Genomic DNA, 25,597 nt, shown 5'->3' on the forward strand with positions numbered 1-25,597 from the left:
CCTCGTTCGTTTCTCGCCTCGGTGCGCGCTCAGCCCTGCGCGCTGCAGATCTCGGTCAGGACGCTGCCGTCGGTCAGGTTGGGCACGCACGGGTCGAAGGTGAAGACGACGAGGGTGCCGAGCAGGATCAGGAAGCCCGCTGTCAGCCACAGGCCCCAGACGAGGATCGTCCGCAGGCGCGGGTGGGAGACGTAGTCGTTGACGATCGTGCGCATGCCGTTCGCCCCGTGGATGAGCGCCAGCCACAGCATCAGCACGTCCCACCACTGCCAGAACGGGGAGGCGAGCTTGCCCGCGACGAAGGCGAAGTCGATGCCGTGGATGCCCTCGCCCAGCATGAGGTTGACGAAGAGGTGCCCGAAGATCAGGACCAGCAGCAGCACGCCCGAGACGCGCATGTAGATCCAGCCCCACTTCTCGAGGTTCGGGCCGGATCGGCGGACAGCGGTGCGCGGAGCGCCCGGGTCGGCGATGGTCGTCATCACTCTCCTCCCCATCCGTAGGCGAAGACGATCGAGAGGTGGCGCACCGCGAACGGCACCATCGTCACCAGGAACAGACCGATGACGCCCCACCAGAGCTGACGCTGGCGCCGGGCCGCCCACGGCCACGCGTCGACCGCGATGATCCGCAGGCCGTTGAACGCGTGGTAGACGACGGCGCCGACGAGCACGACCTCGCCGAGACCCATGATCGGGTTCTTGTACGAGCTCATGACGGCGTCGTAGGCGTCCGGGGCCACACGGATGAGGGCTGTGTCGAGCACGTGGACGAGCAGGAAGAAGAAGATGCCCACGCCCGTGATGCGGTGCAGCACCCACGACCACATTCCTTCGCGGCCTCGGTAGAGCGTGCCCCGCGGGACACTCGATGTGGTCTCGGCGACCGACGGTGTGACGCGTGCTGGTGCTGACACGGGCCGTCCTCCCTGACTCGAACACTGTGTGGAGAGGCGGATCTCTGCCCCTCGGGGAATGGCTCCCCTGCGTCACGCGGGCGCCTGCCCATCCTATTCCCGTCCTGTGAACGGGGGACATAAGGCCCGCCTTACTATCTCGACGTCGAGATAAACGGGAGGAACCGCCGACGCTCGGGCGGCGGTCTTCACGCCACCGACGACTGTCTGTCATATCCGCGCAATGCCCCTGGGTAGCCTTGACGGCATGGTCGAGCCCATCCAGGACTTCTACGCCGTCATCCCCGCCGGAGGCATCGGCAGCAGGCTGTGGCCGCTGTCGCGCGCCGACGCCCCGAAATTCCTGCACGACCTGACCGGCTCCGGACAGACGCTGCTGCGCGACACGTGGGACCGCCTCGAACCCCTTGCCGGGGGTGAGCGCATCGCGGTCGTGACGGGGCGGGCGCACCGCGCGGCAGTCGAGCGGGAGCTGCCGGGGGTGCCCGACAAGAACGTGTTCCTCGAGTCCGAGCCGCGCGACTCGTCGGCGGCGATCGGACTCGCCGCCGCCATCCTCTCGCGCCGCGAGCCCGACGTGATCATCGGCTCGTTCGCCGCCGACCACGTCATCCGCGGCACGCAGGTCTTCGACTGGGCGGTACGCCAGGCGGTCGCGACGGCGCGCGAGGGCTACATCTGCACGATCGGAATCCCGCCGGTCGAGCCCTCCGTCGGGTTCGGCTACATCAAGAAATCGGGGGAGCTGGTCGTCGAGGGCGCACCCGAGGCCGCCCTCGTCGAGCGGTTCGTCGAGAAGCCCGACCTCGAGACCGCGAAGGCGTACTTCTCGGACCGCTCCTACCTGTGGAACGCGGGCATGTTCATCACGCGCGCGGACGTGCTGCTGGCCGAGCTCGCGCAGAACGAGCCGGAGCTGCACGCGGGGCTGATGGAGCTGGCCGAAGCCTGGGACGACCGCGACGCGCGGGGGCCCGTCGTGGACCGCGTCTGGCCCAACCTCAAGAAGATCGCGATCGACTACGCCGTGGCCGAGCCCGCCGCCGAGAAGGGACGCCTCGCCGTCATCCCCGGGCACTTCGACTGGGACGACGTCGGCGACTTCGCGAGCCTGGCCAAGCTCAACAGCCACGGTCGCGGCAACGATCTCGCGATCCTGGGGGAGAACGCGCGCATCCTGGCGGATGCCGCGAGCGGCATCGTGGTGAGCCAGACGAACCGCGTCATCAGCCTCATCGGCGTGAAGGACATCGTCGTCGTCGACACTCCGGACGCTCTTCTGGTCACCACGAGCGAGCACGCCCAGCGGGTGAAGGGCGTGGTCGACGCGCTCAAGGTGAACGGCCGCAGCGAAGTGCTGTGATTGAGCCGGAGTCGCGCGGATCGCGGCATCCGGTTCCGGACGTGTTGCGTCTTTGTAACCATTCGCTCGCACGGGCCCTTCGTACATGCAACTGCCCGGTCACACTGGGTAACTTCTTCTGATGCACCCGCGAGGTCCGCGGGTCTTCTTCCGTGGAGGCAGAGTTGACCACTTCTACCCGAAAGCGAGTGCTCGGCGGCCTGGTCGCCGCGAGCCTCTTCGTCGCCCTCGCTGGCTGCGCATCCGCTCCCGAGGAGTCCGAGCCGACCGGTGAGGCCGGCAGTGGTGCGGAGGTCGTCGACGGCTTCCTGCCCTGCATGGTCTCCGGCACCGGCGGCTTCGACGACAAGTCCTTCAACCAGCTCGGCAAGCAGGGCCTCGATCAGATCTCCGAGGAGCTGGGCGTCGACTCGATCGCGGTCGAGTCCAACACGACGTCCGACTTCGCCCCGAACATCCAGAGCGTGCTCGACCAGAACTGCACGATGGTCATCACCGTCGGCTTCGATCTCGCCGCCGCGGCGGCCGAGGCGGCGGAGGCGAACCCCGACGTGCAGTTCGTCTCGATCGACGACATCGTCGATCAGGACTTCGACGGCGAGACGGACTTCCCCAACATCAAGCCGATCATCTTCGACACCGCGCAGGCTGCCTTCCTCGCCGGCTACGCCTCGGCCGCTGTCTCCGAGTCCAAGGTCGTCGGCACGTTCGGCGGCAAGCCCTTCCCGACCGTCACGATCTTCATGGACGGCTTCAAGCAGGGTGTCGACTACTGGAACGCCGAGAAGGGCGACAACGTGAAGGTGCTCGGCTGGGACGGCACCGACGGTCTGTTCACGGATGCGTTCGTGCCGGACCAGAAGGCGCTCGACGCGGCGCAGGGACTCGTCGACCAGGGTGCCGACGTGCTGCTGCCCGTCGGCGGCGGCATCTACCAGAGCGCCGCATCGGTGATCCGCGACTCGGGCAAGGACATCGCCCTCCTGGGCGTGGACGCCGACGTCTTCGAGACCGACCCGAGCGTGGGCGACCTGCTGCTGACCTCGATCCTCAAGGGAATCGACGTCGGTGTCGTCGACGTCGTGCGGGAGGCGAGCACGGGGGACTTCGACGCCACCCCGTTCATCGGCACCCTCGAGAACGACGGTGTGGGACTCGCCCCGTTCCACGACTTCGAGAGCAAGGTCCCCGCTGACCTGCAGTCGGAGCTCGACGCGATCATCGCGGGCATCGTCGACGGCTCGATCACCGTCAACTCGTACCTCGCGAGCTGATCCCGAACGCGGTGGGGAGGTCGCGCAGCGGCCTCCCCACCGATGTGTCCGCCCGGGACGGATACCCTCGCATCGGCGATCCATCCGGCGGTGCGCCCGCACACCCCTCTCACTAGGATCGGCACCATGAAGCTCGAGCTCCGCGGCATCACCAAGCGGTTCGGCAGTCTCGTCGCCAACGACCACATCGATCTGGTGGTCGAGCCCGGCGAGATCCACTGCCTGCTGGGGGAGAACGGCGCGGGCAAATCCACCCTCATGAACGTCCTGTACGGCCTGTATGCCGCCGACGAGGGCCTCATCCTCCTGGACGACCACGTCCAGAACTTCCATGGACCGGGTGACGCGATGCGCGCCGGCATCGGCATGGTCCACCAGCACTTCATGCTGATCCCGGTGTTCACCGTGGCCGAGAACGTGATGCTCGGCAACGAGTCCACGCGCGCGGGGGGACTGCTCGATCTGGATGCCGCGCGCGAGCGCGTGCGAGAGATCTCGGCGCGCTTCGGCTTCCACGTCGACCCCGACGCGCTCGTCGAGGACCTGCCGGTCGGCGTCCAGCAGCGCGTCGAGATCATCAAGGCCCTCTCCCGAGACGCGAAGGTCCTGGTCTTCGACGAGCCGACCGCGGTGCTCACGCCGCAGGAGACCGACGAGCTGATGGAGATCATGCGCCAGCTCAAGGCGTCCGGCGCATCCATCGTCTTCATCACCCACAAGCTCCGCGAGGTCCGCGAGGTCGCGGACCGCATCACCGTCATCCGCCTGGGCAAGGTCGTCGGAGAGGCCTCGCCGACCGCCTCCAACGCGGAGCTCGCCTCCCTCATGGTCGGGCGCGCGGTCGAGCTCACCGTCCACAAGCATCCGCCCAGGGTGAACGAGCATCGCCTCGAGGTGAACAACCTCAGCGTGCTCGATCCTCTCGGTCACGTCGTCGTGAACGACGTCAGCTTCGACGTGCGCGGGGGCGAGGTCCTTGCGATCGCCGGCGTGCAGGGCAACGGGCAGACCGAGCTGACCGAGGCGCTGATGGGCCTGCAGCCGCAGGTCCGCGGGTCGGCGAAGCTCGACGGTGAGGAGCTGGTCGGCCGCAGCATCCGGCGCATCCTGGACGAGGGGGTCGGATTCGTCCCCGAGGACCGCAACGAGGACGGCCTCGTCGGAGCGTTCACGATCGCCGAGAACCTCATGCTCGATCGCGCCAACAGCGAGCCCTTCGTGAAGGCGTGGAATGTGCAGCACAAGGCTCTCGCCGACTTCGCCCGCGAGAAGTTCCGCGAGTTCGACGTCCGCGCGCCGGGCATCGACACCCCGGTGGGCACCCTCTCCGGCGGGAATCAGCAGAAGGTCGTGCTGGCCCGTGAGCTGAGCCGGGACCTCTCGCTGCTCGTCGCCGCCCAGCCCACGCGCGGCGTCGACGTCGGCTCCATCGAATTCATCCACAAACGCATCGTCGAGACCCGGGATGCCGGCATCCCCGTGATCGTGGTGTCCACCGAGCTCGACGAGGTGTCGGCGCTGGCCGACCGGATCATGGTCATGTACCGCGGCCGCATCGTGGGCATCGTGCCGGGGAACACGCCGCGCGACGTCCTGGGTCTCATGATGGCGGGAGAGGCACCGGCCGGGGAGGGTGCGGCGGCATGAGCACGACGACTTCGCAGCGGCGGGAGGAGGAAGCCCCCTCCAAGTGGCACACCGCCTTCCTCCAGATCACCCAGGGCAACGCGATCATCTCCGTCCTGGCGATCGTGCTCGCCCTTCTCGTCGGCGGCATCATGATCGCCGTCACCGACGAGGACGTCCAAGGCTCCGCGGCGTACTTCTTCGCCCGTCCCGGCGACACCTTCGCCGCCGTGTGGGATGCCATCTCGGGCGCGTACGCCGCGTTCTTCCAGGGCGCCGTGTACAACTTCGGCGCGCCGACGTTCGCGCGGGCCATCCGGCCCCTCACCGAGACCCTCACCTTCGCGACGCCACTCATCGCGGCCGGTCTGGGTGTCGCGCTGGCGTTCCGGATCGGGATGTTCAACATCGGCGGCCGCGGCCAGATGCTCATGGCATCGGCGGCCGCCGGATGGGCCGCGTGGTCCTTCGACCTGCCGTGGGGCCTCCACATGATCGTCGCGCTGATCGCCGGGGTCGCGGCGGGCGCGCTGTGGGCCGGGATCGCCGGGTTCCTCAAGGCGCGCACGGGCGCGCACGAGGTCATCGTGACGATCATGCTGAACTACGTCGCGGTCTACCTGATCCTGTGGATGCTGCGGACCCCCGGTCTGCTGCAGGCCCCGGGCGTCAACAACCCGACATCGCCGGCTTCCAAGGACACCGCGGTCCTTCCGGCTCTGCTCGGGCCGCAGTTCAACCTGCACTTCGGCTTCATCCTCGTGATCCTGGCGACGGTGCTCGTGTGGTGGATCCTCAACCGGTCGAGCCTGGGCTTCCAGTTCCGCGCCGTCGGCGAGAACCCCGCGGCGGCGCGCGTGGCGGGCATCAACGTCTCGAACATGTACCTGTACGGGATGCTCATCTCGGGAGCCCTGGTGGGCCTCGCGGGCGTCAACCAGGTGCTCGGCACGATCACGTCGGGCTTCACGATCGACATCGACGCCGGGATCGGCTTCGACGCGATCACGGTCGCGCTGCTCGGGCGCTCCACGCCCTGGGGGACATTCGCGGCCGGAATCCTCTTCGGGGCGTTCAAGGCGGGCGGATTCTCGATGCAGGCGGCCGAGCAGATCCCCGTGGAGATCGTCACGGTCGTGCAGTCGCTCATCGTGCTCTTCATCGCCGCCCCGCCGCTCGTGCGCGCCATCTTCTTCCTCCCGTCGCCCGAGCGAGATCGGCGACGGCGCGAGAAGGCGCGCGAGAAGGAGCTGCGCGCGACGGTCGAGGCGGACGCCGTGACCGAGGAGGTCCGGTCGTGAGCACCCCCACCGTCTCCGCCGCCGGACTCATGCCCGGGCCCGAGATCGCCGAGCGCGCGGTCATCCGCAGCTGGAAGACGCCGATCGCCCTCGGGATCTTCGCGGTCCTCTATCTGCTGCTCCTCGTCCTCGCCCCGCGCGGTGGCCAGACGACGTTCCGGCTGTCGACCGAGGCCGACCTCATCCAGCTCCCGGCGCTCACGGTCCCCGTCGCCCTGACGACCTGGGTGTGCTTCATCATCGTCGTGGTGCTCGCCGCGCTGTCGGCGTACTTCGTGCGCACGTGGGGGCGGTCGCCGCTGTGGATCGTCATCGTGGCGATCCTCGTGTTCGTCGTCGGGTTCCTCACCTGGGCGGCGGCCGGCGAGTCGATCACCGTGGTCGGGCTCCTGGCAGGCTCGATCGGACTCGCCGTGCCGCTCATCTACGGCGCACTGGGCGGCGTCATCGGCGAACGGGCCGGAGTCGTCAACATCGCGATCGAGGGGCAGCTGCTGGCCGGCGCGTTCAGCGCGGCGGTCGTGGCATCCCTGACCGGACAGCCGATCCTCGGCCTCATCGCGGCGATGGTCGCCGGCATGCTGGTCGCCTTCGTCCTCGCGGCGTTCGCTATCAAGTACCTCGTCGACCAGGTCATCGTGGGCGTGGTGCTCAACGTCCTGGTCATCGGGCTCACGAGCTTCCTGTACTCGCAGGTCCTCCAGCCCAACAGCGCGACGATGAACACGCCGCCCCGCTTCAGCCGGATCCCCATCCCCCTCCTCAGTGAGATCCCGATCATCGGCCCGGTGCTCTTCCGTCAGACCCTCATCGTGTACCTCATGTACATCGCCGTCGCGCTCGTGTACGTCGGCATGTTCCACACGCGCTGGGGTCTGCGGCTGCGAGCGGTGGGCGAGCACCCGCAGGCGGCTGACACGGTCGGCATCAAGGTCAACCCCACCCGCTTCTGGAACCTCCTCCTCGCGGGAGCCATCGCGGGCATCGGCGGCACGGTGTACACGATCGGCGCCGGGATCGCGTTCAACAAGGAGATGACCGGCGGTGTCGGCTTCATCGCCCTGGCGGCGGTGATCTTCGGTCAGTGGGACCCGATCAAGGCCACCCTCGCGGCGCTGCTCTTCGGCTTCGCCTCGAGCCTGCAGAACACGCTGAGCGTCATCGGCTCGCCCGTGCCCAGTGAGTTCATGCTCATGCTCCCGTACCTCGTGACGATCTTCGTCGTCGCCGGGGTCGTCGGCAGGTCCCGCGCTCCCGCGGCAGATGGCAAACCGTATATCAAGGGGTGATCTGATTCCGTGACCGACATCGACTGGGACGAGCTGCGGGCAGCCGCGACCGAGGCGATGCAGCGCGCGTACGCGCCGTATTCCCGCTACCGCGTGGGGGCCGCTGCGCTCGTGTCGGACGGCCGCATCGTCCAGGGGTGCAACGTCGAGAACGCCTCGTACGGCGTGACGCTGTGCGCCGAGTGCGGATTGGTCTCCGATCTGCACATGTCCGGCGGCGGACAGCTCGTCGCCTTCGTGTGCGTGAACAACGACGGCGAGACGATCATGCCGTGCGGCCGCTGCCGCCAGCTGCTCTACGAGCACGCGCTGCCGGGGATGCTGCTCGAGACCGTCTCGGGCATCCGCACGATCGACGAGGTGCTGCCCGACGCGTTCGGACCCCGCGACCTCGAAGAGGCGGCGCGCTGATGGTCGAGGCGCACGACGCCGTCGACGTGATCCGCGCCAAGCGGGACGGGGGAGAGGTTCCCGAGGAGGCGCTGCGCTGGATGGTCGACGCCTACACGCGCGGCTACGTCATGGACGCCCAGATGTCCGCCTTCGCGATGGCGGTGCTCCTCAACGGCATGACGCGCGGCGAGATCCGGGTGATGACCGATGCGATGATCGCCTCGGGCGAGCGCATGAGCTTCGCGGGGCTCGGGAAGCCCACGGTCGACAAGCACTCCACCGGCGGGGTAGGGGACAAGATCACCCTTCCGCTCGCTCCGCTCGTCGCCGCCTTCGGCGTCGCGGTGCCCCAGCTGTCGGGCCGCGGCCTCGGCCACACCGGGGGGACCCTCGACAAGCTCGAGTCGATCCAGGGATGGACGGCCGCCCTGTCCAACGATGAGCTCTTCGAGCAGCTCCGCGAGGTCGGCGCCGTCATCTGCGCCGCCGGCTCGGGGCTCGCCCCCGCCGACAAGAAGCTCTACGCGCTCCGCGACGTCACCGGCACCGTGGAGGCCATCCCACTCATCGCGTCCAGCATCATGTCGAAGAAGATCGCCGAGGGCACGGACTCCCTCGTGCTCGACGTCAAGTTCGGCTCGGGCGCCTTCATGCGCGACGTCGAGAAGGCGCGGGAGCTCGCCCGCACGATGGTCGAACTCGGCACCGACTCGGGCGTCGCGACGACGGCGCTGCTCACCGACATGAACACCCCGCTGGGCCTGGCCATCGGCAACGCCAACGAGGTGCGCGAGTCCGTCGAGGTGCTCGACGGCGGCGGACCCGCCGATGTCGTCGAGCTGACGGTCGCGCTCGCCCGGGAGATGCTGGCGCTCGCCGGTCAGCCGGACGCCGATGTGGAGGGCGCTCTGCGGGACGGGCGGGCCATGGACGTGTGGCGCGAGATGATCCGGGCGCAGGACGGCGATCCGGATGCCGCGCTCCCCGAGCCCCATGAGACCCACACGGTCACGGCGGACGCGGACGGCTACCTCACACGCCTCGACGCGCTGCCGTTCGGCATCGCCGCCTGGCGACTGGGCGCCGGCCGTGCCCGAGCGGAGGATCCGGTCATGCACGCAGCCGGGATCGACCTCCACGCCAAGCCCGGCGATCGGATCACCGCCGGTCAGCCGCTGTTCACCCTGCTCGGGCATGATGCCACGCGGTTTGAGCGCGCGCTGAGTGCCCTGGACGGTGCGTGGGAGATCGGCGCGGAGGCGCCGCCTGCGACGCCCCTCGTGCTCGAGCGCATCACCGACTGATCCCGCCGGCGCCGGGGCGCGGCATCCATCTGAAACGACCGACGAGGAGCACTCATGCCCATCGACCAGCACGGCGACGCCGTCCTCCAGGGCGTCTCGATCCGAAGCCTTCCGAAGGTCTCACTGCACGACCACCTCGACGGGGGCGTGCGACCGGCCACGATCATCGAGCTCGCCGACGCGGCCGGCGTCGACGTGCCGGCGACAGATTCGGGCGAGCTCGCCGACTGGTTCGCCGAGAAGAGCGACTCCGGTTCGCTCGTGGAGTACCTGAAGACGTTCGACCTCACGATCGGCGTCATGCAGAGCGCGGACGGCCTGCGCCGCGTCGCGCGCGAGTTCGTCGAGGACCTCGCCGCCGACGGCGTCGTGTACGGCGAGGTGCGCTGGGCGCCTGAACAGCATCTGCAGGGCGGGCTGTCGCTCGAGGAGGCCGTCGAGGCGGTTCAGGAAGGGATCGAGGAGGGGGAGGATGCCGCGGACGGCGCGGGACGCGACATCCGTGTGGGTCAGCTCATCACCGCGATGCGCCACACCGACCGGTCCCTCGAGATCGCACGCCTCGCCGTCGACTTCCGCGGACGCGGCGCCGTCGGCTTCGACATCGCCGGTCCGGAGGACGGCTTCCCGCCGTCCTCGCACAGGGCCGCCTTCGACTACCTCGCGTCGGAGTTCTTCCCCGTCACGGTGCACGCCGGAGAGGCGGCCGGGCTCGACTCGATCCGCTCGGCGCTGCTCGACGGACGGGCTCTCCGCCTCGGACACGGCGTGCGCATCGCAGAGGACCTCGAGGTGATCTCGCGCGCCGGCGAGGAGGTGCTCGTGACCTTCGGCGACCTCGCGCGCTGGGTCCGCGACCGCGAGATCTCGCTCGAGCTCTCGCCGTCGTCGAACCTGCAGACGGGGGCCATCGAGCGCTGGGGGACGACGATGGAGGACCACCCCTTCGATCTGCTCTACCAGCTCGGCTTCTCGGTCACGGTGAACGTCGACAACCGGACGATGAGCCGCACGTCGCTCACGCGCGAACTCGCGCTGCTCGCCGAGACGTTCGAGTACGACCTCGACGACCTCGAGACCTTCCAGATCAACGCCGCGGCCGGCTCGTTCCTGCCGCTCGAGGAGCGCGAGGAGCTCATCGAGATCATCAGCGACGGCTTCGACGTCTGAGGCGGCGCCGGCGGATCTGCACGACTCCTGCCACCGGCGGCTCCCGCCCCCCGTTCGCCCGAGTTCCGCGTTCCGGCGACCGGTCAGTTCAGCGACGCGGCGACCTCCCCGACGAGCCGCGTGATCTCGGCGGTCATCTCCTCGTCGGAGATCGTCGGGGTGCCGTCGCCCGCCTGCGGCCCGTAGTCGCCGAACGACGAATGACTCGCGCCCTGGATCTCCACCAGCGCCGCGTCGGGGGGAAGGAGGTGGCGGGCGTCGTCGATCTTCTCGGGGGTGGACAGTCCGTCCTCGCTGCCCGCGATGCTGAGCACGGGCTGGTCCCATTCCGACAGGTCTCTCGCGCAGTACGACGCGAAGAGCACGAGCGCATCCGCCTGCGTGGCGAGACTGCAGGAGCGCACGCCGCCGAGGGAGTGCCCACCCACCATCCACTCCTCCACGCCGGGGACGAGGGTCGTGAACGATCCGAGCGGACGAAGGTCGAAGAAGGCGAGGTTCAGCCAGGGCTTCGTGATGACGACCGTCATGTTCTCCTCGGTCACGAGGCCGGAGAGCCGGGCGACGTACGCCCACGGATCGATCTTGCCGCCGGGGATGAAGACGAGGCCGACCTCCGACCCGCCGTCGGCGGGGCTCATGATGATGCCGTCGGGCTCATCGCTGATCACGATCCGGTCGTCGGCCTGAACGGCCGCGAGCGGCCCGGGCTCGGCCTGCGAGACGCCGACCTGGCTCCAGATCACGATCGCCAGAACGGCTGCGAGCACGAGCGCCCCGATGCCCGCGAGCACCCACCAGAGGATCCGGAGCCCCCGTCGTCGACGGGGCGGTCGCTCTTCGGACGGCGCGGGCGAGGCGTCTGCATCGGTCACAAGCCCGAGCGTACCGGCGGCCGGCGGGCGGACGACTCCGCCGCCCGTCAGCCGAGCTCGGACTGCCGGGCCGCCACGACCTCCTCGACCGCGGCGAAGAGGGGGTGCCCCCGCTCGAGCCCGGTCACGGTGGCGGTGAAGGTCGCGGCATCCAGCTCCCGCAGCTGCGCCTGCAGCTGCACGGACTGCTCGTCCTCCGCGTCCTCGAACGCCAGTGCCGCTGCGATCGCAGCCACGAGCGCCCGCGTCGGCAGCCCGCGCTCGGCGGCCTCGGCGGCGGGGCCGATGAACCGCTCGCTGCGCGAGAGCTTGCGCAGCGGCTGCCGGCCCACCCGCCAGACCGTGTCGGGAAGGGCGTCGTTGCGGAAGCGCCTCAGGATCGTCTCGCGGTACTCGGCGAGGTCGGCGGGGTCCAGCCCGTGCTTGGCCGCGAGGAGGGCCGACGTCTCTTCGAGGGCCGCCGCGACGTCCTCCGCGATGGTGTCGTCGGCGAGGGCCTGGGCGATCGTCTCCACGCCGGCCCGTGCCCCGAAGTACGCCGTCGCGGCATGGCCGGTGTTGACGGTGAAGAGCTTGCGCTCGATGTACGGCGCGAGGTCGTCGACGAAGTGCGCTCCCGGGATGCTGGGCGGGTCGTCTCCGAACGGCGGCCGTTCGATCGCCCACTCGAAGAACGGCTCGACCGTCACGTCGACGCCCCCGCCGGCCGGCTGGGCGGGGACGATGCGGTCGACCGCCGTATTGGCGAACACGGCCCGGCCCTGGATCGCCTCCCACGCGTCGCCGGCCTGAGCGCGGACCTCGCCGCGGAGCACATCGGTCGCGTTGATGGCGTTCTCGCACGCCATCACCTGCAGCGGCGGCGACGACGGGTCCCGCAGCGCCAGCCCGGCGACAATGTGCGGCGCGACGAACTTCAGGATCGTCGGCCCGACCGCGGTCGTCACGACGTTGGCGCCGGCGATCTCCTCGATGACCTCGTCGGGGTGGGTCGCGCTGTTGATCGCCCGGAAGCCGGTGACGACCGTGTCGCGCCCGCCTTCTCCGACCTCGTGCACGGTGTACTCGTCGACGTCGTTGATCGCATCGACGAGGGGCGCCGCGACGTCCGAGAACACGAGGTCGTACCCGCCTTCATGCAGGAGCAGGCCGACGAAGCCGCGCCCGATGTTGCCGGCGCCGAAGTGGACGGCCTTCATGACTCGTTGACGGTGCCGAGCAGCTGGTAGAGCTCCTCAGGCGTCTGCGCCTGCTTCAGGCGCTGCACCTCGTCCTCGTCGGAGAAGAGCAGCGCGATCTGCGACAGGATCTCGAGGTGCTCGTCGCCCTTGCCCGCGATCCCGATCACGAAGGTCACCGGCTCGCCGTCCCAGTCGACCCCGCCGTCGTAGCGGACGACCGACAGACCCGACGCCAGGATGGTGTGCTTGGTCTCGTTCGTGCCGTGCGGGATGGCCAGTTCGTTCCCCATGTAGGTCGAGACGGTCTGCTCGCGCTGCTGCATCGCGTCGAAGTAGGCGCTGGTCACGGCGCCTGCCGCCTCGAGGATGTCGGCTGCCTCCTTCATCGCGTCCTCTCGGGACGCTCTTCCGGAGTGGATCCGCACCTGGCCGATGCTGAGGACGTCACGTGCCATGGTTCACGCCTTTCTCGAAACGGTTGTCTTTCCCAGTCCACTATCGACCGCCGAGGTATGTCCAGCGGTTGACCGGAGCCGAAGACTCTGGGGCCGGGGCATCTCGCACATCCGACCCCAGAGCGTCTTCGGCTCCTGGCGCCCTACGCCTGGGCGTCCTCGTGCTGCGACCGGACCAGGTCCACGACCTCGTCATAACGCGGCGAGTTCATGAAGTTGTCCACCGAGACGTGCACGGCGTTCGGCGTCTGCTTCCGCGCGCGGTCGGTGAGCTGGTTCTGCGTGATGACCAGGTCGGCCGACGAGTCGAGAGCGGCGATGGCCTTGTTGACCACCGTGACGTCCTCGATCCCCGCCTTCTTGATCTTGTTCCGCAGGACGCTCGCGCCCATCGCCGACGACCCCATGCCCGCGTCGCACGCGAACACGATGCTCCGGATCTCCTTCTCCATCCCCGTGCCGGGGCCGGCGAGGCCGTCGGCCTGGGTCGCCGCGCCGCCGCGGAGGCCGCCGAGCGCCGCCGAGCTCTTGCCCTTGGCCGCCTCGGTCTGGGTGATCGCGGCGCCGAAGGCGTCGTCGGTGAGCGCCATCGCCTCGAGGTCGCGCTTGCGCGATGCCCGGAGGATCAGTGCGGCGATGATGAAGGTCACCGACGCCGACAGGATCACCGAGAGGATGACGGCGAGGTAGGACCCTGGAGCGGTCTGCGCCAGCACCGCGATGATGCTGCCCGGTGCGGCGGGGGCTCGCAGCGCACCGCCGAGGAGCATGTTCGTCGTCACGCCGGTCATGCCGCCCGCGATGAGCGCCAGGATGAGGATCGGCTTCATGAGCGCGTACGGGAAGTACACCTCGTGGATGCCGCCGAAGAACTGGATCACCGCCGCGCCCGGTGCCGACGCGCGCGCGGCGCCGATGCCGAAGAACGTGAAGGCCAGGAGAAGGCCGAGGCCCGGACCGGGGTTGGCCTCGAGCAGGAACAGGATGGACGATCCGTCCTCGGCGGCCTGCTGGATGCCGAGCGGCGTCAGCACGCCGTGGTTGATGGCGTTGTTGAGGAAGAAGACCTTCGCCGGCTCGATGATGATGCTGGTCAATGGCAGCAGATTCGTCGCCACCAGCCAGTTCACCGCGCCGCTCAGGATCTGCATGATGCCGTTGACGACCCACGCCACGGGGTAGAAGCCGATGATCGCGAGCACGAAGCCCCAGATTCCGGCCGAGAACATGTTCACGAGCATCTCGAAGCCGGCCCGGATCCTGCCCTCCCAGAGGCTGTCGAGCCACCTCATGGTGTACGCGCAGATGGGGGCCATGATCATCGCGCCGATGAACATGTGCACCTGGCCGAGCTGGTTGTCGGCCGGCTGCGTCTCGTTGAACTGCGCGATGAGGTAGTCCGAGCCCGCGATCGCGCCGAAGGTGCCGATCGAGGCGACGACGCCGCCGCGGACGCCGTAGATGATGCTTCCGCCGGTGTACGCGATCAGGATCGGCAGGAGGTAGTGGATGAAGGGGCCGACGATCGTCGCGAGTGCGGCCACCGGAGTCCAGCCCACCTCGATGAAGAAGGCCGTGAAGATGCCCCACGCGATCAGCGCGGGGATGTTCGGCATGATCATGCCGGAAAGGAACGTGCCGAAGCGCTGCACGCCGACGCGTGCCCTGCTCCCGCCCGTCGTTGCGGGTGTCGACGCCGTTGTCATGGCTGTGTCTCCTCTTTTCTCTGGCCGCAGCTGCGGCTAGACGGCCGCGTTCGCGGCCTGGTCGGCGGCTTCTCGAGCCGCGGTCCGGGCAGATGCCGCATCGTCTGCGGCGAGGGCCGCCTCGGCGATTCCGCGCGCCTCGGCGAGGGTGTACTGCAACAGCGACGCGCGGACGTCGGCGAGTGCGGTGGGGGCCATCGACAGGCTCGTCGCCCCGAGGCCGACCAGCACGACGGCCAGGAGCGGGTCGGCGGCGGCTTCGCCGCAGATCCCGACGGGCTTGCCGTTCTCCCGGCCCGCCTGGCCCACCTCGCGGATGAGCGACAGGACGGCGGGATGCCACGGGTCCTGGAACGAGGCGACCGACCCGAGCAGCCGGTCGGCGGCCAGCGTGTACTGCGTCAGGTCGTTCGTGCCGATCGACGCGAAGTCCGCCACCCGAAGGACACGATCGGCCAGCAGCGCCGACGACGGCACCTCGACCATCACGCCGGCCGTCCTGATGCCGTACTCGCGGGCGAGGCCGGTGAAGTACTCCGTCTCCTCCACGGTGGCGATCATGGGTGCCATGACCCACAGATCTGCGGGGCCGTCGGGCAGCTGCCTGGTCGCGGCGTCGGCCTCGGCCAGCGCGGTCAGCTGCTCGCGCAGGATGTCCTCGCTCGCGCGGAGGGCGCGGATGCCGCGCAGCCCCAGCGCCGGGTTCTCCTCGTGGGCGTCGTTGAGGAACGCCAGCGGCTTGTCCGCCCCCGCGTCGAGGACCCGCACGACGACCTTCTTGCCGGGGAACGCCGACAGCAGCGCCGTGTACGCCTCCCGCTGCTGCTCGACCGTCGGCGCCTGGCTCGAGCTCAGGAAGAGGAACTCCGTGCGGAAGAGCCCGACTCCCTCCGCGCCGAGGGCTACCGCCTCGGCCGCGCCCTCGGGCTTGCCGAGGTTCGCGAGCAGCGGGATCGCCGTCCCGTCCGCGAGGGCGCCGGGGGTGAGGGGGGCGGATGCCTGCGCCGCGCGCGCGGCGGCGCGGTTCTCGGCACGCTCGAGCTCGTCGGCGGTGGGCTCGGTCACGACGACGCCGGCCGCGGCATCCACGATCACCGTCCCGCCCTCGGCGAGGTCCTTCGCCGCCGCGACGCCGACGACCGCGACGATCGACTTCTCGCGCGCGAGGATCGCGGTGTGCGAGGTCGGCCCGCCCTCGGTCGTGACGAGCGCGAGCACCTTGTCCAGGTCGAGCAGGGCCGTGTCGGCGGGAGCGAGGTCCTTCGCGACGAGGACGAACGGATGCCCCGGATCGGGCACGCCCGGAGCGGGAACGCCCCTCAGCCGTGCGATGACCCGCTGTGCGACGTCGTCGAGGTCCGCCGCGCGCTCGCCGAGGTAGCCGCCCAGCGCCGTGAGCTGGTCGCGGAACGACGCGAACGCGTCGAAGACGGCGAACTCCCCGGTCCTGCCCTGGGCGAGCCGGTCGTCGACCTCCTGCTCGAGCGTGGGGTCCTCGGCCATCATCGCCTGCGCCTCGAGCACATCCTGCGCCGCTCCGCCCGCCTGGGCTCCGCGCTGCTCGAGCTCGCGGGCGACGGCGGCCACGGCATCCCGCACCCGAGCCGTCTCCTCCTCGACGCTGAGCGTGCTCGGGCCGTCGCCGGGTGCGGGCAGCGGCTCCGCCATGCGCGCGACAGGTCCCTGGGCGACCCCCAGGCCGATTCCGACTCCTCGCAGTTGCGTCATCGTCTACTCCGCATCGTGGTCGGTCGTGAGCAGTTCGGCGAGCGTGTCCAGAGTGGCCTCGGCGCCGGCGCCGTCGGCCGTCAGCGTCACGTAGTCGCCCTGCTCGACGCCGAGCGCGATGACGCCGAGGATGCTCGCTGCGTTGACCGGGGCCCCCGAGTCCTTCGCGATGGTGATCGGGATGCCGGCATCCTTCGCGGCCTGCGCGAAGAGCTTCGCGGGGCGGGCGTGAAGGCCGTGGGACGACCCGATCCGCACAGTGCGGGAGATGGGGGGCATGTCGTTCCTCTCAGTCGGTCGTGCGTGTTGTCGTTCTGGGGCGTCGTGTCACGGGGGAGCGGTGCCGCTCGCGGTCGGGAGGGTCCCCCCGGAGCCCCCGACCGCGTCGCGGACGAGCTGAAGCGTCCGCGTGCCGTCGAGATCCAGGAAGATGTCGGACGGCAGCAGCACCACTGTCGTCCCGCGGACCGCGGCGTCGCGCTCGATGCGATCGAGTGCGTGCACCAGGTGCGGCCCGACGAGGACGACATCCGCGGCATCGAGGTCGATCGGAAGCGACTGCTCGGTGCCGGCGAAGGCGGAGTAGGCGAGTCCTCGCTCGTGGGCAGCGTGCCGCACGCGCTGTGCGACGAAGGTGCTCGAGGCACCGGCACCGCAGACCACGAGGATCCTCATCGATCCGCCTCCTTCGTGGTGGCCATTCTTGTGAAATCGCTGGGAGCCGACAACCACTTCTCTTTCCGCCCCTCCGGAAGATCGGACGTGGCGCCGAGAGCGGGCCGCCGGCGCGTGGTTGACTGGATCCCGGCGGAGCCGAGGCGGCGCGCGGGCGGAGGAGCCGGTGACACGAGCGAGACAGGATCGCCTGCTCGCCCTGCTCGTCCGGGACGGCGAGTGGGCGACGGCGGCGACGCTCGCCGACGCGCTCGGGGTGACCCCGCGGAGCATCCGCTCGTACGTCACGACCCTCAACGCCCGCGTCCCCGAGGGGACCGTGGTGGAGTCGGGGCCGCTGGGGTATCGCGCGGGAGGCGATGCCGCGACCGCCCTGCGGACGAACGGGACGGATGCCTCGACCCCCCGCGACCGGCTGCACACCCTCGTCCGGGCCCTCCTCGACTCGCCCGACGGCGTCGACGTCTTCGAGACCGCCGACGATCTGCACGTCTCGTCCGCGACCCTGGACGCCGACCTCGCACGCGTGCGCGGCCTCCTGGGGGGAACCGAGCTGACCCTCGAGCGATCGGCCTCGCGCGCGCGGCTGCGAGGGACCGAGATGGCGCAGCGGCGCCTCCTCAGCCGCCTCGCCCACGACGAGATGGACGCCGGCTCGTTCGACCTCGATGCGCTGCGCCGGACCCTCGGCGATGCCTCCGTCGGCGCGCGCGCGTTCGGACCTTTCAAGACCGATCTCGTCGCCGAGCTCGGCGCCCTCGGCTACTTCGTCAACGAGTACGGGATCTCCGACGTCGTGATGCACATCGCGATCGCGGCCGATCGGGTCGCGCAGGACCGCGGCCTCGACGGCGAGACGACGGCGGCCTCGCCCGCCAACGCCGAGGTCGCCGCGATCCTCGCGCGGCTCTCGGCGACGCACCTCGGCGTCGAGCTGGGGGCGGGCGACCTGCAGCATCTCGCTTCGCTCGTGCTCACGCGGGTCGTCGCCCCCGGTGCCACGGCGCCGAAGATGCACGTGCGCGAGCGGCTCGAGCCCGAGGTCGAGCAGGCGGTGCGCGATGTCGTGGGGGACGCGGCATCCGAGTTCCTCGTCGACATCGTCCACGAGGACTTCATCCTGCGCCTCGCGCTGCACGTGCAGAACCTGCGGCTGCGGGCGCAGGAGCAGGCGTGGTCGCGCAACCCCCTCACCCGGTCGCTCAAGGCGTCGTACCCCATGATCTTCGAGGTCGCCGTCTACATCGCCAACGGCCTCCACGAGAGTCTCGGCATCCCGCTCCTCGACGACGAGATCGCCTATATCGCGATGCACGTCGGCGGGCGCCTGGAGCGCAGCCGCCGTGCGGATCAGCTGCTGACCGCGACGATCGTCTGCCCCGGGTACTACGAGCTGCACGAGCTCCTGCGCTCGTCGGTCGACCGCTCGCTCGGACAGGCGATCGAGGTCGTCGGCGTCGAGACGCGGGTCGACCCCGACTGGGCGTCGATCGACACCGACCTCGTCCTGACGACGATCGATCCGGCGCCCGAGCGCGCGGCATCCGATCGGATCGTCCGCATCCAGCCGTTCCTCACCGACGCCGACGTCGAGCGCGTCCAGGCGGCGGCGGGCCGGATCCGCCGCGCGCGCCGGCTCGCGCGGCTGCGCACGGAGCTGGAGCGCTACTTCGAGCCGTCGGCCTTCGTGCGGGGACTGGATGCCTCGGGCGAGGAGGCGATCATCCGCCGCCTCGGGGCGCTGCTCGTCTCGCGCGGCGTCATCGACGACGACTACGTCGAGCGCGCGATCCAGCGGGAGCGCCTCTCGTCCACAGCGTTCACCGACGCGCTCGCGGTGCCGCACGCCCTCGGCATGACGGCGACGCGCACCGCGATCGCCGTCGGCATCGCCGAGCCCTCGATCCCCTGGGGCGAGGGGCGCGTGCAGGTCGTCGCGCTGGTCGCCTTCAGCGAGACCGACCGCGAGGCCTTCCAGACGGTCTTCGAGCAGCTGGTCGAGGTCTTCTCGGAGCGCGAGTCCGTGCAGCGCATCGTGCGGCGCGGCACCGACTTCGCCGCCTTCCTCGACGAGCTCGTCGCCGTCGTCGACGGCTGAACCCGTCGAAGGGCGTCCCCCGGCATCCTTCCCGCACTCTTCCCTGCCTCCTGCGTCCTTCCGATGAGCGGAGGGCGTTCGACGTGCGGAGGGTGGATGCCGCGTCCCGGCCATCCGCTCGCCGGTTCTCCTCCGCTCACCTGAGCCAGGGGAGGAAGGGATGCGGCGGCGCGGTCAGCCGCGGGAGAGGCGCTCCTCGAGGCCGAGCCGGACGGCCGGCCACTCGTGCGGCAGGATCGAGAAGACGACGGTGTCGCGGAGCGTCCCGCCCGGGCCGAGGCGGTGGTTGCGGAGGATGCCGTCCTGCTTCGCGCCGAGCCTCGCGATCGCCGCGCGCGACTGGCGGTTGTGGAAGTGCGTGCGCAGCTCCACCGCGATGGCGTCGCACGCCTCGAACGCGTGCCCGAGGAGCGCGAGCTTCGCGGCCGAGTTGACCTCCGTGCGCTGGGCCGACGGCGAGAGCCACGTGTGGCCGACCTCGACGTGGCGATCGGCCTGGACGATGTTGCAGAACGTCGTCATGCCGACGACGCGCCCCGTCGATCGACGCCGCACCGCCCACGGGTTCATGTGTCCCTCGGCCCGCCACGCGAGCCGGCGCTCGATCTCGCCCGGGATGCCGTCGGCCGTCGGCGCGCTGGTGTACCAGGCGTACTCGAGGCCCTCGGTGGCGACGGCGAGGTCGCCGGAGTGGTCGGGCGACAGCGGCTCGAGACGCACCCAGTCGTTCTCGAGCGTCACGGGATCGGTCAGCAGCACGCCGTAGAGCCTATTCCGCGTCCTTTGCGCGCATGGCCGCCTCGACGGCGGCGGCACCCACAGCCGGGTCGTGACCCTGCACCTGCGCGGCCGCCTGCGCCGCCGCGACAGCTCGACGTCCTGCCGGAAGCCAGACCGCGAGCCCGATCACGAGGAACGTCAGCACGCCGGCGCCGACGAGCAGCCACTCGATCGGCACCTGGTCGGCGAGGGGGCCGAGCACCGCCATGCCGAACGGCATCGCGAGGGCCATCACGATCCCGACGAAGCCGAACACGCGGCCCTGCCGCTCGGGCTCGACCGTCTCCTGCAGGAGCGTCATCGACGGAGTCGAGAAGAACGGCACGGCGAGCCCGACGAGGAACATGAAGCCGAAGAACACCCAGATGTTCGGCGACAGCCCCATGCCGATCGACAGCGCACCGAAGACGAGCGACGAGACGATGATGAGCCCGATGCGGCTCGCCTTCGCGAAGAGCGACGCCACGACGATGCCGCCGAGCACCATGCCGACGCTGAAGCTGATCTCGAGCACCGCGAGGTTGATGACGTTCTGCTCGTCGCCCGCGTCGAAGGCCCGCACCGCCATGAGCGGGGTGAGGTTCGACGGCGCGACCGTGAGGACGAAGACGATCGCGAACACGACGAGCAGCCAGCGTACGAAGGCGTGGTGCGCGACGTAGCGGACGCCGTCCACGAGGTCGGCGAAATACCCCGTCGCCGCGTCGGCCGCGCGGCGCACGGCGCGGACCGGGATGAAGGCGATGAGCGCGATGCCGATCGCCGCCGTCGCGACGTCGATGAAGAAGATCGGGATGAGCGCCCCCACGGCGCTGTCGCTCGTGGCGGCGGCCCATGCGTACAGCGCGCCGGCCGCCGCCGGGGCGACGAGCGCCATCGCGGACTGGATCGAGCCGTTGATCCCGTTCACGCGGATGAGATTCCGCATGGGCACGATCTGCGGGATGAGCGCCGAGACGGCGGGCATCTGGATGCCTGCGCCCGCCGAGCGGATCGCCATCGTCAGGAAGATGAGCCATACCGCGTCGTAGCCGGTCATCATGATGACCGCGAGACCCAGGGTCGTCAGGGCGATCGCGGCGTCGGCGCCCATGATGAGGTACTTGCGGTTGTGCCGGTCGGCCCAGACGCCGCCGAAGATCGACACGATCGCCTGGGGGAGGAATCCGAAGAGGGCCGCGAGGGCCATGATGCCGCCGGACTTGTACTCGATCGTGAGGTACCAGAACACCGCGTACTGCACGAGCATCGAGCCGAACAGGCTCACGGTCTGACCGCTCAGGAAGAGGATGACGTGGCGCAGCCAATGCGCCGGATCGGATGCCTCGGCTCCGGCGTCGACCTCCATACCCGCGTCCTCCATGTTCTCCCCGCGCAGAGTCAGGAGACCTCGGCGAGCAGCGCGCGGGCGCCGTCCGCGAGCGACCGGATGCGATGCTGCGCGTCGGCCGCGGAGTCCCCGCGGACGTCGAGGTAGAGCTTGAGCTTCGGCTCGGTCCCGCTCGGACGGACGATCAGGCGCGAGCCGTCCGTGAGCCAGAAGCGCAGCACGTCGCCGGGCGGGAGGTCGTCGACGCCCGCCAGCAGATCGTCGGCCCTCTCGACCTCCGCGCCGCCGATCCGCGACGGCGTCTGCGCCCGCAGCGCCGCCATGATGGCGCCGATCGCCGACAGCTGCTCGACGCGCACCGAGATCTGGTCGCTCGCGAAGTATCCGAAGGTCTCTTCGAACTCGGCCACGAGGTCGGCGACGGATGCACCGCGCCCGCGTGCCTCGGAGGCGAGGCCCAGCATCGCGACGGCGGCCGAGATGCCGTCCTTGTCACGCACCGTCTCGGGGTTGACGAGGTAGCCGAGCGCCTCCTCGAAGCCGAAGATCAGTCCGGGGGCCCGCGAGATCCACTTGAAGCCGGTGAGCGTCGCGTGGAAGTCCAGGCCGTAGTGCTCGGCGACGGTCTGCAGGCCGGGCGACGACACGAGCGAGCACGCGAGCGATGCCCGCCCCGGTTCCTCGGGCCGCCCGATGGTGCGGGCCCTCTCCGCGGCTCGCCAGCCCAGCAGGAGGCCGATCTGATTGCCGCTGAGGCGCCGCCAGCCGGCCGGAGCGGTGTCGTCGGGGATGGCGACGGCGAGCCGGTCGGCGTCGGGGTCGTTCGCGATGATGAGCTCTGCGCCCGCCCGCCGCGCGGTCTCGAACGCGAGGTCCATCGCCCCCGGCTCCTCGGGATTGGGGAAGGCCACGGTCGGGAACGCCCCGTCGGGCTCGGCCTGTTCCGTCACGAGCGTCGGCGCGGGATATCCGGCGACCTCGAGGATGCGCGAGAGCGTCTCCCACCCGACCCCGTGCATCGCCGTGTAGACCCACGAGAGCCCGTCGGCGCCCGACGGCGCCGGGGCGACCGCCGCCGTGGCGGCGACGTAGGCGTCGACGACGGACTCCGGCGCCGTCTCGTACTCGCGGGAGCGCGGGAGGGATGCGCGGTCCCCCGCCGCGACGCGATCGATGTGCGCCGCGATCTCGGCGTCGGCGGGCGAGACGATCTGCGCGCCCTCGTCCGGGCCCCCGAGGTAGACCTTGTACCCGTTGTCGTTGGGAGGGTTGTGGCTCGCCGTCACCATGACGCCGGCATCGGCATCCAGGTGCCGCACCGCGAACGCGAGGACCGGTGTGGGCAGGAGGCGCGGCAGCAGGATCGCGCGCAGGCCTGCCCCGGCGAAGAGCTCGGCGGAGTCCTCCGCGAAGACACGAGAGTTCCGCCGCCCGTCGTAGCCGACCACGACGGTCGGCCGGCGTCCCGCGGCCCGCTCGAGGAGGTAGGCCGCGAGCCCGGCAGCCGCCTGTGCGACGAGCACGCGGTTCATCCGGTTGCTGCCGGCGCCGAGCTCGCCGCGGAGCCCGGCCGTGCCGAACGCGAGGCGGCCGGCGAAGCGGTCCGCGAGTTCGAGGGATGCCGCGGCATCCCCCTCGTCGACACGCGCGAGCAGGGCCGCGAGCTCGTCCCGCGTCTCGGGATCGGGGTCTTGCGCGAGCCAGGCCCGTGCCTGCGCGACGACGGTGCTCACAGAGCCCCGATCACGCGCGCCAGGAGCGACGAGATGACCGGCTCGGCCTCGCGGCCCGCCTCGAGCACCTCCTGATGGCTCAGCGGGGTGGTCTGGATGCCGGCCGCCATGTTGGTGATGAGCGAGAAGCCGAGGATCTCCATGCCGGCCTGCCGTGCCGCGATCGCCTCGAGGGCCGTCGACATGCCGACGATGTGGCCGCCGATCACCTTGGCCATCTGCACCTCGGCGGGCGTCTCGTACTGCGGCCCCGGGAACTGGCAGTACACCCCCTCGTCCAGGCTCGGGTCGATGGAGCGGGCGAGGTCGCGCAGCCGGACCGAGTAGAGGTCGGTGAGATCGATGAAGGTCGCCCCCTCCAGCGGCGTGGCCGCCGTGAGGTTGATGTGATCGCTGATCAGCACGGGCGTGCCGGGCGACCAGCCGTCCTTGATGCCGCCGGCGCCGTTCGTCAGCACCATGGTGCGGGCACCCGTCGCCGCCGCGGTGCGGACGCTGTGCACCACGCGGCGGACGCCGTGCCCCTCGTAGAAGTGGGTCCGGGACCCGATCACCAGGACGCGCGTCCCCCGGGGCGTGACGACGCTGCGGAGCGTGCCGACGTGCCCGGCGAGGGCGGGCGCGCTGAACCCCGTGACCTCGGTCGCCGGGAAGGTCGCCGTCGTCTCGCCGAGGAGCTCCGCCGCCTTGCCCCAGCCGCTCCCGAGCGTGAGGGCCACGTCGTGGTGCTCGACGCCCGTGATGCGCGCGATGTCGGCGGCGGCCTGCGCGGCGATCGCGAAGGGGTCGGCGGCGGGGTCGTCGAGGGGATTGCGGGTCGTCTCTGACATGCCCACCACTCTAGGTACCGAGCCGTCGCCGTAGCCACACGGACCCAGCCGCGGCATCCGTGCCGGCGGGGCGAGGTTCGACCGGTGCGGCGGCGGACTGTGAGAATGGGATCCATGTCTGTGAGCTTCGAGGTCACCCAGAGCGTCGCGATCATCGGCGGCGGCCCCGGCGGGTACGAGGCGGCGCTCGCGGCCGCCCAGCTCGGGGCGGAGGTGACCCTCGTCGAGCGGGCGGGGGTGGGCGGCTCGGCCGTGATCACCGACGTCGTGCCCTCGAAGTCGCTCATCGCCACCGCCGACGCGGCGGTCGCGATCGCGGGCGCGGGCGATCTCGGCGTGCAGCTGTTCGCCAAGGGCACGGACGGCAAGCCGCTCAAGCCCGAGATCGCGATCAACCTCACCGCCGTCAACAAGCGCCTCCTCTCGCTCGCGCGTCAGCAGTCCGACGACATGCGGGCCTCGCTCGTCGAGGCGGGCGTCCGCATCATCTCCGGTCACGGCCGTCTGGAGAGCGGCACCGCCGTCGTCGTGTCCACCGGCCCCGGCGGCACCGACTTCGACCGGATCGAGGCCGACACCCTCGTCGTCTCGGTCGGCGCTTCGCCGCGCGAGCTGCCCAACGCGAGACCGGACGGGCAGCGCATCCTGACCTGGACGCAGCTGTACGACATGCAGGCGCTCCCCGAGCATCTGATCGTCGTCGGGTCGGGGGTCACGGGTGCCGAGTTCGCGGGCGCCTACATGAACCTGGGATCGAAGGTCACGCTCGTCTCCAGCCGCGATCAGGTGCTTCCGGGTGAGGACTCGGATGCCGCGGCCGTGCTCGAGAAGGTGTTCAAGCGCGGCGGCATGACCCTGCTGTCCAAGTCACGTGCTGACAAGGTCGAGCGGGTCGGGGACGGCGTCGTCGTGACGCTGTCGGACGGCCGCACCGTCGAGGGCAGCCACTGCCTCCTGGCCGTCGGCTCGGTGCCCAACACGAAGGGGATCGGCCTCGAGGAGGCGGGCGTCCAGATGACCGACTCCGGGCACATCCAGGTCAACCGCGTGGCCCGGACCTCCGTGCCGAACATCTACGCCGCCGGGGACTGCACGACCTTCATACCGCTCGCCTCCGTCGCCTCGATGCAGGGGCGGACCGCCGTCTTCCATGCGCTCGGCGACGTCGTCATCCCGCTCGAGCGCCGCCGCATCGCATCGAACATCTTCACGGCGCCCGAGATCGCGACCGTGGGCTGGCAGGAGAAGGACATCGCCGACGGGCTCATCCAGGGCGTCGTCCACAAGCTGCCGCTCGCGGCCAACCCGCGCGCAAAGATGATGGGCATCAAGGACGGCTTCGTGAAACTCATCGCCCGGCAGGGGAGCGGGAGCGTGATCGGCGGCGTCATCGTCGGCCCGCGCGCGTCCGAGCTCATCTACCCCATCGCGATCGCCGTCGAGCGACGCCTCACGGTCGACCAGGTCTCCCGCGTCTTCGCGGTCTACCCGTCGCTGTCCGGCACGATCACCGACTCCGCGCGGGCGATGCACGTCGTCGATCACACGATCTACGGCGCCTGAGCACCGG

The 25,597-nt window shown here is 70.3% G+C and carries 23 protein-coding genes; 10 read left to right on the forward strand and 13 right to left on the reverse strand.

Annotation, left to right across the window (positions count from 1 at the left end; genetic code table 11):
* Positions 1 to 29 precede the first annotated feature (29 nt).
* Both EV279_RS16115 and sdhC read right to left on the reverse strand, forming a co-directional pair.
* A complete protein-coding gene (locus tag EV279_RS16115; protein ID WP_133545842.1) occupies positions 30 to 482 on the reverse strand; it encodes a succinate dehydrogenase hydrophobic membrane anchor subunit in 453 nt (150 codons plus the stop codon).
* Positions 482 to 916 carry a succinate dehydrogenase, cytochrome b556 subunit gene (gene sdhC, locus EV279_RS16120; protein ID WP_133545844.1) on the reverse strand — a complete coding sequence of 145 codons (435 nt, stop codon included), beginning with the start codon at positions 914 to 916 and terminating at the stop codon, positions 482 to 484. Before sdhC ends, EV279_RS16115 begins: the two co-directional genes overlap by 1 nt.
* A gap of 247 nt (positions 917 to 1,163) precedes the next feature.
* On the opposite strand from sdhC, the gene EV279_RS16125 reads away from it, so the two are divergent.
* The 8 genes from EV279_RS16125 (at position 1,164) to EV279_RS16160 (ending at position 10,636) form a co-directional block, all read left to right on the forward strand.
* On the forward strand, positions 1,164 to 2,279 hold the full coding sequence (locus tag EV279_RS16125) for a mannose-1-phosphate guanylyltransferase (RefSeq protein WP_133545846.1): 1,116 nt from the start codon (positions 1,164 to 1,166) through the stop codon (positions 2,277 to 2,279).
* A gap of 164 nt (positions 2,280 to 2,443) precedes the next feature.
* Positions 2,444 to 3,553, forward strand: a complete 1,110-nt coding sequence (locus EV279_RS16130; protein WP_133545848.1) for a BMP family ABC transporter substrate-binding protein — start codon at positions 2,444 to 2,446, stop codon at positions 3,551 to 3,553.
* A 126-nt stretch (positions 3,554 to 3,679) separates the two neighbouring features.
* Positions 3,680 to 5,200, forward strand: a complete 1,521-nt coding sequence (locus EV279_RS16135; RefSeq protein WP_133545850.1) for an ABC transporter ATP-binding protein — start codon at positions 3,680 to 3,682, stop codon at positions 5,198 to 5,200.
* Positions 5,197 to 6,480, forward strand: a complete 1,284-nt coding sequence (locus tag EV279_RS16140) for an ABC transporter permease (protein ID WP_133545852.1) — start codon at positions 5,197 to 5,199, stop codon at positions 6,478 to 6,480. Before EV279_RS16135 ends, EV279_RS16140 begins: the two co-directional genes overlap by 4 nt.
* A 29-nt stretch (positions 6,481 to 6,509) precedes the next feature.
* Complete coding sequence (locus tag EV279_RS16145; RefSeq protein WP_133545946.1) at positions 6,510 to 7,769, forward strand: ABC transporter permease; 1,260 nt, start codon at positions 6,510 to 6,512, stop codon at positions 7,767 to 7,769.
* A 9-nt stretch (positions 7,770 to 7,778) separates the two neighbouring features.
* Positions 7,779 to 8,180 carry a cytidine deaminase gene (locus tag EV279_RS16150; protein ID WP_133545854.1) on the forward strand — a complete coding sequence of 134 codons (402 nt, stop codon included), beginning with the start codon at positions 7,779 to 7,781 and terminating at the stop codon, positions 8,178 to 8,180.
* The gene (locus tag EV279_RS16155; RefSeq protein WP_133545856.1) at positions 8,180 to 9,466 is read left to right on the forward strand and encodes a thymidine phosphorylase; all 1,287 of its coding nucleotides are present in this window, start codon (positions 8,180 to 8,182) and stop codon (positions 9,464 to 9,466) included. Before EV279_RS16150 ends, EV279_RS16155 begins: the two co-directional genes overlap by 1 nt.
* 54 nt (positions 9,467 to 9,520) lie before the next feature.
* The gene (locus EV279_RS16160) at positions 9,521 to 10,636 is read left to right on the forward strand and encodes an adenosine deaminase (RefSeq protein WP_133545858.1); all 1,116 of its coding nucleotides are present in this window, start codon (positions 9,521 to 9,523) and stop codon (positions 10,634 to 10,636) included.
* Between the two features lie 83 nt (positions 10,637 to 10,719).
* Here the strand turns inward: EV279_RS16160 and EV279_RS16165 are convergent, their stop codons facing one another.
* The 7 genes from EV279_RS16165 to EV279_RS16195 all read right to left on the reverse strand — a co-directional run bounded on the left by EV279_RS16165 (position 10,720) and on the right by EV279_RS16195 (position 17,256).
* Complete coding sequence (locus EV279_RS16165) at positions 10,720 to 11,511, reverse strand: alpha/beta hydrolase (RefSeq protein WP_133545860.1); 792 nt, start codon at positions 11,509 to 11,511, stop codon at positions 10,720 to 10,722.
* A gap of 47 nt (positions 11,512 to 11,558) precedes the next feature.
* Entirely contained in the window at positions 11,559 to 12,710 is a 1,152-nt protein-coding gene (locus EV279_RS16170) for a mannitol-1-phosphate 5-dehydrogenase (RefSeq protein WP_133545862.1), read from the reverse strand.
* Entirely contained in the window at positions 12,707 to 13,147 is a 441-nt protein-coding gene (locus EV279_RS16175; RefSeq protein WP_133545864.1) for a PTS sugar transporter subunit IIA, read from the reverse strand. The genes EV279_RS16170 and EV279_RS16175 overlap by 4 nt, the downstream gene beginning before the upstream one ends.
* Positions 13,148 to 13,290: 143 nt before the next feature.
* Positions 13,291 to 14,853, reverse strand: a complete 1,563-nt coding sequence (locus EV279_RS16180) for a PTS mannitol transporter subunit IICB (RefSeq protein ID WP_133545866.1) — start codon at positions 14,851 to 14,853, stop codon at positions 13,291 to 13,293.
* Positions 14,854 to 14,889: 36 nt separating this feature from the next.
* Positions 14,890 to 16,581, reverse strand: a complete 1,692-nt coding sequence (gene ptsP, locus EV279_RS16185; protein WP_133545868.1) for a phosphoenolpyruvate--protein phosphotransferase — start codon at positions 16,579 to 16,581, stop codon at positions 14,890 to 14,892.
* Positions 16,582 to 16,584: 3 nt separating this feature from the next.
* Positions 16,585 to 16,860 (reverse strand): HPr family phosphocarrier protein, encoded by a 276-nt coding sequence (locus EV279_RS16190; RefSeq protein WP_133545870.1) that lies wholly within the window; start codon positions 16,858 to 16,860, stop codon positions 16,585 to 16,587.
* Positions 16,861 to 16,908: 48 nt separating this feature from the next.
* Complete coding sequence (locus EV279_RS16195; protein ID WP_133545872.1) at positions 16,909 to 17,256, reverse strand: PTS sugar transporter; 348 nt, start codon at positions 17,254 to 17,256, stop codon at positions 16,909 to 16,911.
* Positions 17,257 to 17,422: 166 nt separating this feature from the next.
* On the opposite strand from EV279_RS16195, the gene EV279_RS16200 reads away from it, so the two are divergent.
* Positions 17,423 to 19,354, forward strand: coding sequence for a PTS sugar transporter subunit IIA (locus EV279_RS16200; protein ID WP_133545874.1), 1,932 nt, complete (start codon positions 17,423 to 17,425; stop codon positions 19,352 to 19,354).
* 174 nt (positions 19,355 to 19,528) lie between these two features.
* Here the strand turns inward: EV279_RS16200 and EV279_RS16205 are convergent, their stop codons facing one another.
* From EV279_RS16205 to EV279_RS16220, 4 genes are read right to left on the reverse strand one after another with little or no spacing between them, the layout of a single operon-like run.
* A complete protein-coding gene (locus tag EV279_RS16205; RefSeq protein WP_133545876.1) occupies positions 19,529 to 20,113 on the reverse strand; it encodes a GNAT family protein in 585 nt (194 codons plus the stop codon).
* Positions 20,114 to 20,123: 10 nt separating this feature from the next.
* A complete protein-coding gene (locus tag EV279_RS16210) occupies positions 20,124 to 21,482 on the reverse strand; it encodes an MFS transporter (RefSeq protein ID WP_243728658.1) in 1,359 nt (452 codons plus the stop codon).
* Positions 21,483 to 21,514: 32 nt separating this feature from the next.
* Complete coding sequence (locus tag EV279_RS16215) at positions 21,515 to 23,197, reverse strand: phospho-sugar mutase (protein WP_133545880.1); 1,683 nt, start codon at positions 23,195 to 23,197, stop codon at positions 21,515 to 21,517.
* Positions 23,194 to 24,027: a purine-nucleoside phosphorylase gene (locus tag EV279_RS16220; RefSeq protein ID WP_133545882.1), complete on the reverse strand. Its 834-nt coding sequence runs from the start codon at positions 24,025 to 24,027 to the stop codon at positions 23,194 to 23,196. Before EV279_RS16220 ends, EV279_RS16215 begins: the two co-directional genes overlap by 4 nt.
* Before the next feature lie 105 nt (positions 24,028 to 24,132).
* Here EV279_RS16220 and EV279_RS16225 point away from each other — a divergent pair, with 105 nt between their 5' ends.
* Positions 24,133 to 25,590: an NAD(P)H-quinone dehydrogenase gene (locus EV279_RS16225; protein WP_133545884.1), complete on the forward strand. Its 1,458-nt coding sequence runs from the start codon at positions 24,133 to 24,135 to the stop codon at positions 25,588 to 25,590.
* Positions 25,591 to 25,597: the final 7 nt, after the last annotated feature.

The sequence above is a fragment of the Microbacterium sp. BK668 genome (genome assembly GCF_004362195.1).
In the GTDB taxonomy this organism is placed as follows: Bacteria; Actinomycetota; Actinomycetes; order Actinomycetales; family Microbacteriaceae; genus Microbacterium.